Annotated in this window: 13 protein-coding genes; 2 read left to right on the top strand and 11 right to left on the bottom strand. The window is 72.8% G+C overall.

All coding sequences use genetic code 11. The features are described from left to right. Window positions 1-39: 39 nt before the first annotated feature. From AMK27_RS00320 to AMK27_RS00310, 3 genes are all read right to left on the bottom strand, one after another. Window positions 40-981 (bottom strand): hypothetical protein, encoded by a 942-nt coding sequence (locus AMK27_RS00320; RefSeq protein WP_073902012.1) that lies wholly within the window; start codon window positions 979-981, stop codon window positions 40-42. Window positions 982-1019: 38 nt separating this feature from the next. Beyond that, window positions 1020-2516 carry an APC family permease gene (locus AMK27_RS00315; RefSeq protein ID WP_073902011.1) on the bottom strand — a complete coding sequence of 499 codons (1497 nt, stop codon included), beginning with the start codon at window positions 2514-2516 and terminating at the stop codon, window positions 1020-1022. Window positions 2517-2747: 231 nt separating this feature from the next. Continuing rightward, the gene (locus AMK27_RS00310) at window positions 2748-3890 is read right to left on the bottom strand and encodes an agmatine deiminase family protein (RefSeq protein WP_073902010.1); all 1143 of its coding nucleotides are present in this window, start codon (window positions 3888-3890) and stop codon (window positions 2748-2750) included. Between the two features lie 183 nt (window positions 3891-4073). Between AMK27_RS00310 and AMK27_RS00305 the strand changes: the two genes are divergently transcribed. Next, window positions 4074-4712 (top strand): TetR/AcrR family transcriptional regulator, encoded by a 639-nt coding sequence (locus AMK27_RS00305; RefSeq protein ID WP_073902009.1) that lies wholly within the window; start codon window positions 4074-4076, stop codon window positions 4710-4712. Window positions 4713-4746: 34 nt separating this feature from the next. On the opposite strand, the gene AMK27_RS00300 is transcribed toward AMK27_RS00305, so the two are convergent. The 8 genes from AMK27_RS00300 to AMK27_RS43250 form a co-directional block, all read right to left on the bottom strand. Next, a complete protein-coding gene (locus AMK27_RS00300; protein ID WP_079188120.1) occupies window positions 4747-5709 on the bottom strand; it encodes an ABC transporter ATP-binding protein in 963 nt (320 codons plus the stop codon). Further along, window positions 5702-6736, bottom strand: coding sequence for an ABC transporter ATP-binding protein (locus AMK27_RS00295; protein WP_073902008.1), 1035 nt, complete (start codon window positions 6734-6736; stop codon window positions 5702-5704). Before AMK27_RS00295 ends, AMK27_RS00300 begins: the two co-directional genes overlap by 8 nt. Next, the gene (locus AMK27_RS00290; RefSeq protein WP_073902007.1) at window positions 6733-7587 is read right to left on the bottom strand and encodes an ABC transporter permease; all 855 of its coding nucleotides are present in this window, start codon (window positions 7585-7587) and stop codon (window positions 6733-6735) included. The genes AMK27_RS00295 and AMK27_RS00290 overlap by 4 nt, the downstream gene beginning before the upstream one ends. Next, window positions 7584-8543: an ABC transporter permease gene (locus AMK27_RS00285; protein ID WP_079188245.1), complete on the bottom strand. Its 960-nt coding sequence runs from the start codon at window positions 8541-8543 to the stop codon at window positions 7584-7586. The genes AMK27_RS00290 and AMK27_RS00285 overlap by 4 nt, the downstream gene beginning before the upstream one ends. Beyond that, entirely contained in the window at window positions 8540-10213 is a 1674-nt protein-coding gene (locus AMK27_RS00280; protein WP_073902006.1) for an ABC transporter substrate-binding protein, read from the bottom strand. Before AMK27_RS00280 ends, AMK27_RS00285 begins: the two co-directional genes overlap by 4 nt. Before the next feature lie 95 nt (window positions 10214-10308). Further along, the gene (locus AMK27_RS00275; RefSeq protein ID WP_073902005.1) at window positions 10309-11322 is read right to left on the bottom strand and encodes an agmatine deiminase family protein; all 1014 of its coding nucleotides are present in this window, start codon (window positions 11320-11322) and stop codon (window positions 10309-10311) included. Between the two features lie 483 nt (window positions 11323-11805). Continuing rightward, the gene (locus AMK27_RS00270) at window positions 11806-12381 is read right to left on the bottom strand and encodes a TetR/AcrR family transcriptional regulator (protein WP_073902004.1); all 576 of its coding nucleotides are present in this window, start codon (window positions 12379-12381) and stop codon (window positions 11806-11808) included. 105 nt (window positions 12382-12486) lie between these two features. Next, on the bottom strand, window positions 12487-14262 hold the full coding sequence (locus AMK27_RS43250; protein ID WP_073902003.1) for a serine/threonine-protein kinase: 1776 nt from the start codon (window positions 14260-14262) through the stop codon (window positions 12487-12489). 133 nt (window positions 14263-14395) lie between these two features. Between AMK27_RS43250 and AMK27_RS00260 the strand changes: the two genes are divergently transcribed. Next, window positions 14396-14989, top strand: coding sequence for a TetR/AcrR family transcriptional regulator (locus AMK27_RS00260; protein WP_073902002.1), 594 nt, complete (start codon window positions 14396-14398; stop codon window positions 14987-14989). Window positions 14990-15046: the final 57 nt, after the last annotated feature.

The raw sequence follows: 15046 nt of genomic DNA, 5'->3' as shown, positions 1-15046 counted from the left end.
CCGACGTCCCTCAGCGGGCGTCCGCCGGACCGGTGTCCCTCAGCGGGCGTCCGCCGCGGTCGTGTCGCGCCAGCGGACGAAGAGCCGCTCCGCGTCGCCCGTACAGGACCAGGGCACGTCGGTGGCCCGGTTGCCGAGGAGCCGGAAGACGGGGCCCGCCCGGTCGCCCATGCCGGCCATGACCAGACCGTGCGCCAGATGGTTGAGGTCGGCGACGTCCTGGGCCCCGGGCACCCGGTGGGCGATCCACCGGTCGAGCGCGAGGCGGAGGTCGCCGCGCGTGTGCTCGTCGCTCCAGTGGTGCGTCAGGCCGAGGACCGGCTTCGCCTCCGTCTCCACCCGGTACCGGTAGTGCTCGGCGCGGGCGACCTGCGGGAGGATCACGAGCGGCGATCCGTACGGGGCCGAGTTCGCCACGTCCCAGGCGAAGTTGAGGGCCGCTCCGTACGAACCGTGCCAGCGGGCGGACAGGTGGCGCAGCGCCTGGTGGTGGGCCTCCCGGTGGTACGGGTCCCGGGCGAGGACCTCCTTCCACCAGGCCGGCATCCCGGGGTGCCCGCCGGGGTGGAGTCTGCCGAGGGTGAGCAGCGAGACCCACGGCTGGGGGTCCACCGGCGCGAGCTCGGCCGCGCGGTGGCAGTACCGGGCCGCCCGCTCCAGCCGTTCCGCGTCGGGCGTCCGCCCGGTGCGGGCCGCGGCGAACATCCGCATCACCTCGGTCTCCGCCCGCAGGACGGCGGCGTCGGGGTTGCCGGGCTCCGACGCCTGCCACAGGTCGACGGTGCGCCGGCCCGCCGCGGCGTCGGCCAGGAGGCGGATGCGGTGCGCCCGCCGGTCCCAGTCGCCCGGTGTGCGTTCGAGCAGGTCGCGGGCGCCTTCCCAGCGGCCCAGGAGCATGTCCTCGCGGCCCTCGGCCAGTGCCCGGTCGCCGAAGGCCGGATCGTAGTCGGGTGCCGGGGTGCGGCGCGGTCGGCCTGCCATGTCGGTTCTCCCTCGTACGGATGCGGGGCGGGGGCGGCTCAGAAGTCGGACAGGAGGCCGTCCCTTCGGCCGTCGGCGGGGCCGGTCGTCGGCAGCGCCTCGGTGGCCGACGGGTCGGCCGTGCCCGTGTCGTTCGGATGGAGCGGCCTCGGCCGGAAGAAGGACCTCTCGCCGCGGAGCCACGCGACACCCAGCGGAATCAGTCCGACGGCCAGCGCGCCGAGGCCGATGGCCAATGGGGTCGCGGACAGCGTCCGGACGGAGGCGGCGAAGACCCACACGTTGAAGGCCACGCCGAGGAGCGGCCACACCGCCAGGAGCAGCAGGTCGGCGGCGGAGGCGAACAGCACGCGGCGGAAGGCCACGGCGACGGCGATGCCGGCGAGCGCGTAGGTGAAGGCGATGAGCAGGCCGATGCCCTGGAGCGCGTCGTCGAGGATGCCGACCCCGGGGTCGAGGAGCGCCACGAGCGCCAGGGTCGTCACCGTGACCGCGCAGACGACCAGGGTGGCGGCCACGGGGGTCCTCCGCCGCGGGTGGACGCGGCCGAGGAACGGGGGGACCGTGCGGTCCCGGCCCATGGCGAAGAGCGTGCGGGTCGCCTGGAGGAGGGTGGTCTCCAGGGTGGCGGCCATCGACAGCGGTACGGCGAGGACGAGCAGGGTGCCGCCCACGCCGGGCCAGGCCGCTTCCCCGAGCCGCAGCAGGAAGCTTCCGTCCGTCGTCACGGCGTCGGGGCCGAGGAGCACGGAGGCGCCGATCGTGAGGGTGAGCAGGGTGGCGGCGACGACCAGGAGGCCGATGAGGCCTCCGAGTCCGGAGCCGCCCCGGCCGCCGCGGGTCTCCTCGCTGAGGTTCGCCGTCACGTCCCAGCCCCAGTACAGGGCTCCCACGATCAGCGCGCCGGCGGTGAAGGAGTGGGTGGAGTCGAAGTGCTCGAAGCCGAACCAGGAGAGGGAGAACGTCGCCGCGTGGACGTCCCTCGTCAGCGCGGCGACCGCCACGGCCGTCAGGAGGGTCAGCTGGACTCCGAGGGCGACGGCCCGCGCCCCGGCGGCGATGCGGGCGCCCGAGGCGACGAGGGCGGCCATGAGCAGGAACAGGCCGAGGCCGACGCCGGTGGCGAGGATGCCGTTCCCGGCCAGGTCCTCGTCGAAGAGGGACAGGGTGGCCCGGCCGGCGGGGGTCGTGGAGGCGATGACGAAGAGGGTGGTCGCGGCGACCACGGCCCATCCGCTGAGGAAGCCGAGGACCGGGTGCAGGGTCCGGGCGACCCAGGAGTAGGTGCCGCCGGCGTTGACGTCGAGCCGTCCCAGGTGCCGGAAGGCCAGGGCGATGCCGATCATGGGGATCGCACCGTAGAGCAGGGCGGCGGGGGCGGCCGGGCCGACCGCCGCGATGAGCGCGGGCACGAGCGCGACGGCGGTGTACGCCGGTCCGCAGCCCGCGACCGCCATGACCACGGAGTCGAACGTCCCCAGGGCTCCGGCCCTGAGCCCGCCCTCGCCGTTGCTGTTGCCGAACCGGTCGGTCACCCGTGCGCCTTCCCTCAAGCTGTGCCGGCGAGCGGTCGCCGGCCGGTCAGTCGGTCAGTCGGTCGTGCGGTCAGTCGGTCGTGCGGTTGTGCTGCCAGTCGGTCGTGCGGTCGTTCGGTCGTTCCGGTCGGGAAGTCCGGTCGGGGCGGGCGGGGTTCGCCCCGATCCGACCGGACACCTGCCAGGGTCTCCGCGGGCCCGATCCGGCCCTCGGTCGCCGTGCCCCGCTCGCTAGCGCACGGGCTGCTGCTGGGTGACGCAGTGGATGCCGCCGCCGCCGGTGCCGAGGCGGTCGATGTTCAGCTGCTCGATGACCCGGTCGGGGTAGAGGTTCTGCAGGGTCGCCTTCGCCGCCTGGTCCGCGCGGGTGTCGCCGAAGTGGGCGCTGATGACGGCGTCGTTGCAGAGGTAGAAGTTGGCGTACGAGGCGAGGAACTCCGGGTTGGCGGAGCGGATCTTGTTGTAGTCCGGGCCCTGGAGGCGCATCGTGTCCATCGGGACGCCGCCGGCCGTCGTCGAGGCGGACAGGATGCTGAACTGCTGGCGCGCGTCGCGCGCGTAGGCGTCGTTCTCCGACGCCAGGGGCATCTGGACGAGGGCCTCGCCGGGGGCGAGGAAGCGGGACGTGGCGTCGACGTGGTCGTCGGTGATGTCCTGGCCCTTGACGCCGTCGAACCAGATGACCTTGGAAGCGCCGTACGCCGCGCACATGGCGGTCTCGATCTGACGCTCCGTCTTCCCGGGGTTGCGGTTGCGGTTCACGAGGCTGCTGCGGGTCGCCATGAGGGTGCCGGCGCCGTCCTGCTCGATGGCTCCGCCCTCGCCGACCAGGCCGGCGTAGGTGATCGGCACGCCCACGTACGACGCGACGCGTCCGGCGACGAGGGCGTCCTTGCCGTGGGCCTGCTTGTTGCCCCAGCCGTTGAAGTTGAGGCCGATCGCGTCGAGGCCGCCGGCCCCGTCGGTGCGGAAGACGGGCCCCGAGTCGCGCATCCAGCAGTCGTCGACGGGGATGCTGCTGATGACGGTGACCGTGGAGCCGCACAGCTGGCGGGCCTTGGCGGCGCTGCCGGAGTTGGCGCACATCACGACGGGCTCGTACTTCGCGACGGTGCGGGCGATCAGGGCGATGTCCGCCTGGACGCCGCTCAGCGTGTTGCCCCAGATCGACGTGCTGTCGGGCCAGGCCATCCACGTACGGGTGTGGCGGACGTCCTCGACCGGGACCCGGAAGGTGCCCGCGGCCGTGGCGGCCCCGGCCTGGAAGCGGGTCGTGGCGAGGGCGGCTCCGGCGGCGGTCAGACCGGCCGCGGCGAGGAATCCCCTGCGGCTCAGGCTGCTGCGTGCGTGTCGGCTGGATTCGGGACGGCTCACTTGTGCCTCCTGCTTGAACTCCCCGCGGTGGGTCCGCGGTTGGCCAGAAATGTAAAACTGACCGAGCGCTCGGTCAATATTGTGCGCAGCATTCCCCGGAACCGCTGGAGCCCGCCCGCCACCGGGTGTACGAAGCATCGAAACCCGCAGATCGCAGGCGTGGAGCCTGGCTAGAGTGAGGCCATGGCAGCATCCGCGAAGGACTCTCCGAACCCGACCGCTCCCCCGGCCCGCCCGGCCACACGGTCACGGGCCTCGGCGAAGGGCGAGCAGACCCGGGCACGGCTGATCGCGGCCGCCCGCACCCTGCTCGCGGGCGAGATGAGCGAGCGCTTCACGACCCGCAACGTGGCGGCGCTCTGCGGGGTGTCGCACGGGATGTGCCACTACCACTTCCAGGACAGGACCGACCTCGTCCTCGCGGTCGTCGCGGACATCCGGCCCGAGTGGATCTCGCCCCTGGAGGAGGCGGTGGCCGCCCCCGGCACCTTCGCCGAGCGCGCCGAGCGGGTGCTCGACCTGCTGGGCAGGCCGGAGAAGGCCGACCTCGCCCATCTCCACTCCGCGCTGCACTGGCACGCGTTGAACGACGAGCGGGTCAGGGAGTCCCTGGAGACGGAGTACCGGCGCTGGCGCGCCTGCTTCGTCGCCCTGTTCCAGGTGCTCGCCGACGAGCGGGGCGGCGGTCTCGACCCCCGGCCGCTGGGCGAGGCCGTCGCCGCGGCCGTCGACGGGCTGGCCGCCGTGGAGTCCCTGGACGCCGATGTCGACGCAGGAGCGGTCCTCAGGACCCTGGTCCACACCCTCGCCGCCGGCGTCTGAGGCGGCCCGGCCGCCCTCGGCGCCGGCCGCCGCCCTACAGCGCCCGGCGGGCGGCCGCGATCCGCTCCGGATCCCAGCCGGGGCGCGGCACGGACTCCAGGAGCAGCCGGGTGTACGGGTGTTGCGGCGCCGCCAGCACATCGGCGGTCCGCCCCGCCTCCACCACGGCGCCGTGCCGCATGACGATGACGTCGTCGGTGACGCACCGGACCACGCCCAGGTCGTGGGTGATGAAGAGGTAGCCGATCGAGGTCTGCTCCCGGATGTCGGCGAGCAGGTTGAGGATCTGCGCCTGCACGGACACGTCGAGCGCGGCGACCGCCTCGTCGAGGACGAGGACCGCCGGCTCCACCGCGAGGGCGCGGGCGATGGCCACGCGCTGCCGCTGACCGCCGGAGAGCCGGCGCGGCAGCGCGTCGGCGGCCCGCGTCCCGAGACCGACCTGGTCGAGCAGCTCCCGCACCCGCCGGTCGTGGTCCCGGTCGGGGAAGTGGAGCCGTAGCGTCTCCCGGAGGGCCGCCTCGACGCTGGTCCGCGGATCGAGGGACTGGAGGGGGTCCTGGAAGACCATCTGGACCTCGCGGGCACGGGCGAGGCGGTGTGCGCGGCCGCGGCGCCGCTCGGTCCGGGACCGGCCTCGTACGTGGACCTCGCCCTCGTCCGCCCTCTCCAGGCCGACGACGATCCGGGCGGTGGTGGTCTTGCCCGAGCCCGACTCCCCCACGATGCCCAGGGACCCGCCGTGCGGCAGCGTGAAGGACACGTCGTCGACGGCTCGTACGGCTCCGTAGCTCCGGCGGAGGCCCCTGACGACCAGGACGTCGTCGGCGTTCCCGCCGTACCACGTGCCCTCGGCCCCGTCCGGGGCGGTCCGGACAGTGGAGCCGTCGCCGGAGTCCCCGGCGTTCCCTGCGTTCCCAGCGCTCTCGGTGTGCACTGTGCGCTCTGTGTGCTCCGTGTTCTCGTCGTGCGCAGCGGTCTTGGCGTTCTCAGGCATCGACGGCGCTCCCTTCGAGCCGGTCGCTGTGGTGGCAGGCGGCCTGGTGGCCCGGCCGGCCCGGGGCGGGCAGCGACACCGGGGCCTGCTGGTCGCAGACGTCGGTGGCGAACGCGCAGCGGGCGGCGAAGGCGCAGCCGGGGAGCGTCACCCGGAGGTCGGGCGGCTGCCCGTCGATGGCGGCGAGCCGCCCCCGCGGGTTCTCCAGGCGGGGGGTGGAGGCCAGGAGCGCGGCCGTGTAGGGGTGGCGGGGCCGGGCGAAGATCTCCTCGGCCGGCCCGCTCTCGGCGATCCGTCCGGCGTACATCACGTAGACGCGGTCGCTGATGGCGGCCGCGAGATCGAGGTCGTGGGTGACGAACAGCAGCCCGGTGCCGAACCGTTCGCGCAGCCTGCCGAGGAGGGCGATGACCTCGGCCTGGGTGGTGACGTCCAGGGCGGTGGTCGGCTCGTCGGCGAGCAGCAGGGCCGGGTCGCCCATCAACGCGGCGGCGATCATGACCCGTTGCAGCATGCCGCCGGACACCTGGCTCGGGTACTTGGCGAGCGCCGTGCCGTCCAGGCCCACCGCTTCGAGGAGTTCGACGGCGCGCGCGGTGGCCTGCGGCGCGGTCATCGTCCTGGTCGCGCGGACGCTCTCGGTGAGGAAGTCGCCGATGCGCCGGAGCGGGTTGATGGCCGCCCGCGGGTCCTGGAAGATCATGGCCACGGTGCCGGTGCGCAGGGCGCGCAGCCGGTCGGCGTCGAGGGTGAGGACGTCCTGGCCGTCGACGAGGACGGTGCCCTCGGTGACGGCGCCCGGCGGCAGCAGGCGCAGGGCGCTGCGCGAGGTGAGGCTCTTGCCGGAGCCGGACTCGCCGACGAGTGCGACGGTCTCCCCGGCTGCGACGGCGAGGTCGATCCCGTCGAGGACGGGTCGGGCCGTGCCCGGCAGGGTGATCCGGAGCCCCTGGATGTCGAGCGCCGGCCTCTCGGAGGTGCCCGCCGGGGTGTCGGACGCGTGCGCCGGGCTGTCGGGTGTGTTCATCGGTCTCTCCTGGCGACGCGGTCGGCCCAGCGCTCTCCGACCACGTTGAACGCGACGACGGTGAGCACGATCAGGACGCTGGGCAGGATCGCGGACAGCGGGTAGCCCTGCTGGACGGCCGTCTGCCCGTCGAAGACCATGCGGCCCCAGTCGGGAGTGAGCGCCGGTACGCCCAGGCCGAGGAAGGAGAGGCCGGCGAGGTCCATGAGGGCGTAGCCGAAGTTGATGGTGGACTGGGCGAGGACGACGGGGGCGATGTTGGGGAGGATGTGGCGCAGGCAGATCTGGAGCGCCGAGTGGCCCTGGACCAGATAGGCGCTGACGTACGGACGCTCGCGTTCCGCGAGGACGAGCGAGCGCGTCAGCCTGCTGACGTAGGGCAGGTAGGCGATGGCGAGGGCGATGACCGGGGCCAGCAGCCCCTCGCCGTAGATCGAGATGATCAGGATCGCGAGCAGCATGCCGGGGAAGGCGAAGACCAGCTCGGTGCTCCGGGAGAGCACCGAGTCGAGCCAGCCGCCGCGCCAGGCCGCCGCCGTGCCGATGGCGACACCGGCGAGGGTGGAGAAGAGCACCACCCCGAGGGGGCCGAGCAGCGAGGTGCGGGCGCCGAGGATCAGCCGGGAGAACGTGTCGCGGCCTGCGGCGTCCACGCCGAGGAGGTGCTCGGCGGAGGGTCCGGCGAGCGCGTTGCCGAGGTCGACGGCGTTGGGGTCGTACGGCGCGACGAGGGAGGCGAGGAGCGCCCCGGCGACGACGAGGACGACGAAGCCCAGGCAGACGAGGTGGAGCGGCGACCGGGCCGTGCGGATCTTGGCGAGGCCGGGCCGGCGGGTGAGGACGGCGGTCATGCGGAGGAGCTCCTCGATCCGAGGGTGATCCGCGGGTCGACCAGCGGGAGCAGCAGGTCGACGATGAGGTTCACGATCATGAACAGGGCGACGATGATCAGCGAGATGGCCTGGACGGTCGGGAAGTCCTTGGTGGTCGTGGACAGCTCCAGGAGCTGACCGATGCCGCCGATGCTGAACGCGGTCTCGACGAGGATCGTGCAGACGAGCAGGGTCGAGACGATCAGTCCGCCGGTGGTCAGGACGGTGCCGAGGGAGTTGCGGAACACATGGCGCCGGATCACCTGGCGCTCCGGGACGCCCCGGCTGCGGGCGACCGTGACGTGCTCGCTGTCGAGGGCCTCCAGCATCGCCGAGCGGGTGACCCGGGCGAGCATGCCGATCAGGTAGAGCGCGAGGGCGATCGCCGGGAGGGTCAGGTGCCAGACCGTGTCGAGGAAGCCCTCGCCTGCGCCGCCGCTCGGGAACCAGCCGAGTTTCACCGCGAACAGTGCCTGGAGCAGGACGGCCGCGACGAACGACGGGGTGCCGACGGCGAAGGTGGTGGTGACCAGGACGGCGGAGTCCGTCGCCCCGCCGCGTACGGCGGAGATCCAGCCGAGCACCAGGCCGATGACGACGACCACGACCAGCGCCATCGCGATCAGCAGCAGCGTGGTCGGCAGCCTGTCGGCGAGGAGCCGGGACACGTCGACGCGGTACGTGATGGACCGCCCGAAGTCGCCCTGGACCATGTCCCCGAGCCAGCCGGCGTAGCGGACGAGGAAGGGGTCGTCCAGGTGGTACTGGGCGTTGATCGCGGCGAGCGCCTCCGGCGAGGCCGAGCGGCCCGAGAGCAGGAAGCTCGCGGGGCTGCCCGGTGCCAGGTACATCGCGCCGAAGACCACGAACGACGCCACGAGGAGGGTGACGGCCATCTCCGTCACCCGTCGGACGGCGAATCTCGCGAAGTTCACGGCGCGGCCCCCACGTCGGCGGCCCACGGGTAGTACATGTACGAGATGGTGGTGGGGGCGCCGGTGATCCTCTTGTTGAGGAAGACGGCGGTGGGCCACTCGGCCACCGGGATCCACAGCAGGTTCTCGACGGCGTGCCGCTGCAGCTCCGACTCGATCGCCAGGCGCTTGTCGGGGTCGTACTCGGCGGTCGCGCGGGCGACGCCCGCGTCGTAGGCCTTGTCGCTGTAGCCGGCGAAGTTCATGTAGGCGCCGGTCTTGAAGTTCTGCAGCAGGTCCAGCGGGTCGGTGATCGAGTCGTAGTAGGTGAGCGGGAACATGTCGATGCCCTCGCGCGCCTCCGGGTCGGTGAACAGGGCGGTGAACGCGTTGGGCGCGATGGTCTTGAGCCGGATGTCGAGACCGATCCGGGCACCCGCGGCCTGCACGGCGGTGGCGAGCAGGGAGACGTCCTGGCCGATGGAGCTGGTGGCGACGGTGAGGGTCTTCCCCGTGGCGCCCGCCTCCTTGACCAGCGCCTTGGCCTTCTCGATGTCCGGCGTGATCTGCGGAAGGCCGTCGAGGGCCGACTTCCGGGTCTGCTCCGAGCCGGCCGCCCAGGCGGCGCGGGTGGTGAGCGAGTTCGTGACGGTGCCCGCGCCGCCGAGTCCCGCCTTCACGAAGCCGCTGCGGTCGAGGGCGAGGGAGAGCGCGCGGCGGACGCGGACGTCACCCAGCGGGCCCTTCATGTTCGTGATGTTGACGTTGACGGTGCTGAGGCCCTCGCCGAAGTAGAGGGTGCCGACGCCGCTGCCCTTGAGGCGGCCGTAGCTCTCGGTCGGTATGAGGTAGCCGCCGTCGGCCTCGCCGCTGAGCATGGCGTTCGTACGGGCGGAGGGGTCGGTCATGAACCGGAAGACGACCTTGCCGGACCTGGCCTTCTTGCCCCAGTAGCCGTCGAAGCGGTCGAGCTCGACGGACTGGCCCTTGTTCCAGGTGCCGAGGGAGAACGGTCCGGTGCAGGCGAGTCCGCCCGAGGTGCCGTAGTTCTTGCCGGCGGCCTCGACCCCCGCCTTGGAGGCGATCACGCCGGCGGCGGTCGCCATGTACTGGGGGAACTGGGAGTCGGGCTTCTTGAGCTTGACGGTGACCTGGAGCGGGCCGGTCTTCCGTATGGAGGCGACGTTCTCGAAGTTCTGCGCCCAGGCCGCCGCGTTGTCCGGGTCCCGCTGCCGGCCGAGGCTGAACACGACGTCGTCGGCGCTCATGGTCCGGCCGTCGTGGAAGCGCACCCCGCTCCGCAGGTCGTACACCCAGGTGGTCGGGTCGGGGTTGGCCGCCTTCTCGGCGAGCCCCGGTTCGAGGGTGAGGCCCGGCGTCCAGCGCATCAGGCTCTCGCAGACGTTGGAGAGGATCGTGTTCTGCGGGTAGTCGAACGCCACGGTGTAGTCGAGCGTGGGCGGCTCGGCGTACACGGCCCAGGTGAAGGAGTCGATGTCGCCCTTGGCGACGGGCGTGGTCTTCGAGAGGGTGACACCGTCGGCGCCCGCCCCGTTCTTGGGCGGTCCCGCGCAGGACACGACGAGGGCCGCCGTCGTCAGAAGGGCGGCCGCGGCGGCTCGGCGGCGGCCGGACGGACGGCCCCGGGAGACGCTGCCGCGTCTGCCGGTGCGGGGTACGGGTGTGGTCATCGTCGCGCTCTCTTTCCGTACGGGCTGTGCGTACGCGATGGGGGAGGCTGCCGGACCGCGGGGACGGTCCGGCAGGAGCGATCGGTCCGGTCCGGTTACGCGAGGGGGCGGGCGACGGGGATCTGCTGCGTGATGCAGTGCACGCCCCCGCCGCCGAACGCGATCGCGAGCGCCTGCACGCCGACCACCTTGCGGCCCGGGTACGCCGCGGCGATCACGGCGAGCGCGTCCTCGTCCTGGGGCAGGCCCGCCACGGGGACGACGACGCCGCCGTTGGCGACGTAGTAGTTCAGGTACGACACCTCGATCTCGCCGTCGGCCACGTCGGCGAACGCCGCCTGCGGCACGTCGACGATCTCCAGCGACCGGCCCTGGGCGTCGGTGGTGACCTCCAGGACCGCGCGGTTGGCGCGCATCCGTGCGTAGTCGGGGTGCGCGGGGTCCTCGGGCAGCGAGACGACGACCTTGCCGGGAGCGGCGAAGGCGCAGACGCCGTCGACGTGACCGTCCGTCTCCGTGTCGAGCAGGCCTCCGTACGGCAGCCATACAACCTTGGTGACGCCGAGCCTGGATTTCAGCTCGGCCTCGATCTCGTCCCGGTTCATGCCGGGGTTCCTGTTGGGGTGCAGCAGGCACTGCTCGGTCGTGATCAGCGTGCCCTCGCCGTCGACCGTGATCGCCCCGCCCTCCAGGATCATGTCGGAGGCGATGCGCTCGACACCGAGGTGCTCCAGGAGCAGACCGCTGATCCGGTCGTCGGAGTCGTACGGGTGGTGCTTGCGGCCCCAGGCGTTGAAGCGGAAGTCGACGCCGGCGCGGCGCCCCTCGCCGTCGAGGACGAACAGCGGGGCGGAGTCGCGGAACCAGGAGTCGTCCAGGGGAAGCTCCACGACGGTGATCCCGGTGCCGCAGTGGGCGCGGGCGTCGTCACCGTGGCCGAGCGGGGCGACCATCGTGACCGGCTCGAAATCGGCGATGGCCCTGGCGACGTTCGCGTACTCCTCCTTGACGTCGTTCAGCACGCTGCCCCAGAGGTCGGGGCGGGTGGGCCAGGCCATCAGACAGCCCTCGTGCTCGGCCCACTCGGCAGGCATACGGAATGCGGTCATTCGAGAACTCTCTTCTCTCGCCAGAGATACCCGGTCGATGGCGGAAGGGCGGCACAAGTCCGGATCACGCCACTGACGAGTACGTGGTGGATGGAATCTTCTCCTCGACTGAAATTTCAGTCAAGAGAGAATTCAGGGGACGTTCACGCGGAAGCGGAACGGTTCGGCGCGGAGCAGGGGGTCGGCGGATCATCGGCGGTTCGGGGCGGCTCAGGGACGCAGGGCCGGGTCGCGGCCTCGGCGACTGCGGAGACCCTAGAGGCCGCGGGGACCACGGCGGCGGCGAGGGTCGAGGAGATCCTCGGCCGGGATGCCGGCGGTCCGGGTGCGAGAGCGGTCCGTTCTCGGCGATGTTCTCACTGTGGCATTGACTGAAAAAACAGTCAATGCCTGGGAGAAAACGCTCCTCAAGCGATGAGGAGTGCCGTGAAGGAGCGGTTCACGGAACGACCACGGAGGCGCGTGCGGGTGCGCGCCCGCGCTTCAGCGGAGCGCGGCCAGCTCCGCCTCGACGGCTCCCAGCAGCAACGCACGGGCGTGGTCGATCTTGATCCCGCCGCCGAGCCAGCGCATGCTCAGCCCCTCGAGCAGAGCGGTGAGCCGCTCCCCCGCGGCGGCGAGCGCCGACGCGGACGCCATGGGCTGCACCTGGCCGAGCAGCACGGCCACGTCCTGGGCCCACATCAGGGTGGCCCGGGCGAGGTCCTCGCGCAGCAGCTCGTCGAAGACGGCGCTCGCCCTCAACTCACCCCAGGCCGCGCTGTTCTCCCGTACCTCGACGGTGTCCTGGAGCTCCAGCAGCAGGGTTCCCTCGAGTTCCTCGCGGGGGCTCGGCGGCGGGGCGTCCGGGTCGCGGTCGCTCGTGTAGCGCTCGGCGCGCTGGCTGATGAACTCCAGTGTGTGCCGCAGGATCCCGGAGCGGTCCTTGAAGTAGTAGTAGATCAGGGCCGTGGAGACACCGGCCTCCGCCGCGAGTTCCTCCACTCGCAGCCCGCGGATCCCGCGACGGGCGATGACCCGCGCTGCCGCTTCGAGGATCTGAGTACTACGAGATGCCATGCCCGCACCCTACCCGGCGCCGATCAGGCCTGATCTGCGGCCCTCGGGCCGCCCATCGGCCGCCGCACCGCGTGCTGTTGGCGCCGGAGGGCGCGCCTTCCCGCGTCATCCGTCGCGCCGGTGATGGTCGAGGACCACCGTCACGGACCCGCCGCCCTCGGCCCCTTCGACCAGGCGCGCGATCACGATCTCCTTCTGGTCCGCGCTGCGCACGCAGAAGGGCCGTTCGTCGGCGAGTTCGGCGAAGGGCAGCGTCGTCACGGGTTCCGACTCGATCCCGCGGACGCAGTCGGCCGGACTCAGCCCGTCCCCGGTCGCGATGAAGGCGTCGCTCTCCTCGGGCAGGACGAACGCCTCGTCCGTCCGGGCGAGGTACCAGGCCGCGGTCTCCCCGGGCACGACCTTGCCCGCCTTGAGATCGAACTCGTAGGAGGTGTCGGGCGAGGTGAGCTCGACGCCCGCGTACCCGGGTGTGTAGGCGGTCGCGCCGGACGGCTTCGACGCGCCGGCGGAGGGCCGCACCGTGACGGGCGGCCGCGTGGAGGGTGCGCCGGTGGCGCCGGCCGGATCCGCCCCCTCCTCCGGCGGCGGGTCGAGATAGTAGACGGCTGCCCCGCCGACGACGAGCGCGGCCACCGCCACGAGGGCCGTGAGCAGCAGGCGGCCGCCGCGCCGGGGCGCCCGGCGCGACGACGGGGCGTGCGCCCGGGCACCGGCGGGGCGCGCCTCCGGCTCCGGCCCTTCGGGAGGAGCCGTGGGCGCCGCCGCCGTACCGCCGCCGGAGGAGCCCGTACCACCGAGGAAGGCCGCGCCGCCGGAGGAGCCCGCACCTCCAGGGAAACCCCCGCCCCCGGGGAAGCCCCCGCCACCGGGAGAGCCCGTCGCCGCCGCGGATCCCGGGTGGGGGCTACGCGAGGAGAACGCGGTGGCCGTGACGGTCGGCTGCGCATGGGGCGGAGACGCCGGCCCCGCGCCGTGGCCCGCGATGTCGGCACTGACGGGGTGGGGCAGCCAGTCGTCGGCGAACTCCGGCCGCGGCCCCACGGCGGGATGGGCGTGGACGGCCGCGATCAGTTCGGCGGTCGAGGGACGCTCCTCCGGGCTCTTGGCCAGGCAGCGTCCGACCAGGTCGCGCAGGGCGGCGGGGACGGCGGCCAGGTCCGGCGCCTCGTGGACCACGCGGTACAGCGCCGCCGATTCCGGCCCGCTCCCGAAGGGCGGTGCTCCGCCCGAGACGTACACGGCGAGCGCGCCGAGCGCGAACACGTCGGTCGCCGCCGTCGCCTGGAGTCCCAGCGCCTGCTCGGGCGCCATGAAGGCGGCGGTGCCGATCCGCAGCCCCGCCCCGGTCAGCGCGGTGGCGTCGGCCGCGCGCGCGATCCCGAAGTCGATCACCCGGGGTCCGTCCGCGGCGATCAGTACGTTGGCGGGCTTGAGGTCGCGGTGGACGACCCCCACACCGTGGATCCCCTGCAGCGCCTCGGCGATCCCGGCCACGAGCAGCAGGACGGTGCGCACCGGCAGCGGGCCGTGGCGCTGGACAACCTGCTGGAGTGTGGGGCCGGGAACGTACGCCGTCGCCAGCCACGGCGTACGGGCGTCCACGCCGTAGTCGACCACCTGCGCGGTGAACAGGCCGTGGATCCGCCGGGCGCTGGCGACCTCCTGGGCGAAGCGCTCGCGGAACTCGGGGTCCGCGGCGAACTCGGCCCGCACCGCCTTCAGGGCGATCGGACGCCCTCCGGGGGTGTACGCCAGGTACACGACGCCCATGCCGCCCGCGCCGAGACGTGCGTGCAGGCGGTAGCCGCCGATCTCGCGGGGGTCGTCGTCGGACAGAGCCGTATGGGCGGGCTGTACACCGGGAAGCTGAGTGGACATGCGGTGGCTCTTTCGGCAGGTGGAACGGAGCGACGAGCGCCGCTCCCCGGCATCGTGCCCTTAACTAAAGTTTCAGTCAATGTGAGACGATGATGCGCCATGACCGGCGACGCCTGACGGACGGAGGAACCCCGTGGCGACGGACCGCAGAACCGCGATCCTGGAAGCAGCCGCCCGCACCATAGCCAGGCGAGGGGTCCGCGGACTCCGCACGGAGGAGCTGGCGGCCGAGGCGGGCGTGTCGACGGCGCTGGTCTACTACCACTTCAAGGACCGGGCCGGCATCCTGCGGCACACGCTCGAGTTCATCACCGACCGGGCGAAGCGGCACTCCCTGGCGCGGCAGGGCTCCGAAAGACCGATGGATCCGAGGGAGCTGCTCGGGATGGCCCTCCAGCTGGAGTTCGAGACCCTCTCCGAGATGCACGAGAACGCCACGACCTGGAGCGAGCTGCGCGCCGGTGCGATCTTCGAGCCCGAGCTGCGCGGGGCGCTCGCCGCGGCGAGCGCTGCCTGGGTCCAGCATGTCGCGGCACTCCTCACCCTCGCGCGACCGGCCGCGAGCGCCGCGGAGCGCGACGCCTCCGCCGAGCGCCTGACCGCGCTGCGCGAAGGACTCAGCGCGCGCCGGCTGAGCGGCGTCCTGCGCCCGGACCACGCCCGCGAGCTGCTGGGCGATGCCATCGAGGTGGAACTCGCGCACCTGGCGGCGCACGCGCGACCGTGAGAGACAGGCACCTGCCTCACCACCGCTTCACCACCGCACAGCGGCCTCGCGCACCGC

Source organism: Streptomyces sp. CB02009, assembly GCF_001905825.1.
GTDB lineage: Bacteria > Actinomycetota > Actinomycetes > Streptomycetales > Streptomycetaceae > Streptomyces.
Note: the sequence above shows the minus strand (reverse complement) of the source record. Positions and strands in the feature narration are given on the sequence as shown.

Excerpts from the sequence above, each read along its gene's own strand:
- AMK27_RS43250 (WP_073902003.1), bottom strand. The coding sequence starts at position 14,262 with ATGTCCACTCAGCTTCCCGGTGTACAGCCCGCCCATACGGCTCTGTCC.
- AMK27_RS00275 (WP_073902005.1), bottom strand. The coding sequence starts at position 11,322 with ATGACCGCATTCCGTATGCCTGCCGAGTGGGCCGAGCACGAGGGCTGT.
- AMK27_RS00300 (WP_079188120.1), bottom strand. The coding sequence starts at position 5,709 with ATGCCTGAGAACGCCAAGACCGCTGCGCACGACGAGAACACGGAGCAC.
- AMK27_RS00280 (WP_073902006.1), bottom strand. The coding sequence starts at position 10,213 with ATGACCACACCCGTACCCCGCACCGGCAGACGCGGCAGCGTCTCCCGG.
- AMK27_RS00305 (WP_073902009.1), top strand. The coding sequence starts at position 4,074 with ATGGCAGCATCCGCGAAGGACTCTCCGAACCCGACCGCTCCCCCGGCC.
- AMK27_RS00320 (WP_073902012.1), bottom strand. The coding sequence starts at position 981 with ATGGCAGGCCGACCGCGCCGCACCCCGGCACCCGACTACGATCCGGCC.
- AMK27_RS00270 (WP_073902004.1), bottom strand. The coding sequence starts at position 12,381 with ATGGCATCTCGTAGTACTCAGATCCTCGAAGCGGCAGCGCGGGTCATC.
- AMK27_RS00290 (WP_073902007.1), bottom strand. The coding sequence starts at position 7,587 with ATGACCGCCGTCCTCACCCGCCGGCCCGGCCTCGCCAAGATCCGCACG.
- AMK27_RS00295 (WP_073902008.1), bottom strand. The coding sequence starts at position 6,736 with ATGAACACACCCGACAGCCCGGCGCACGCGTCCGACACCCCGGCGGGC.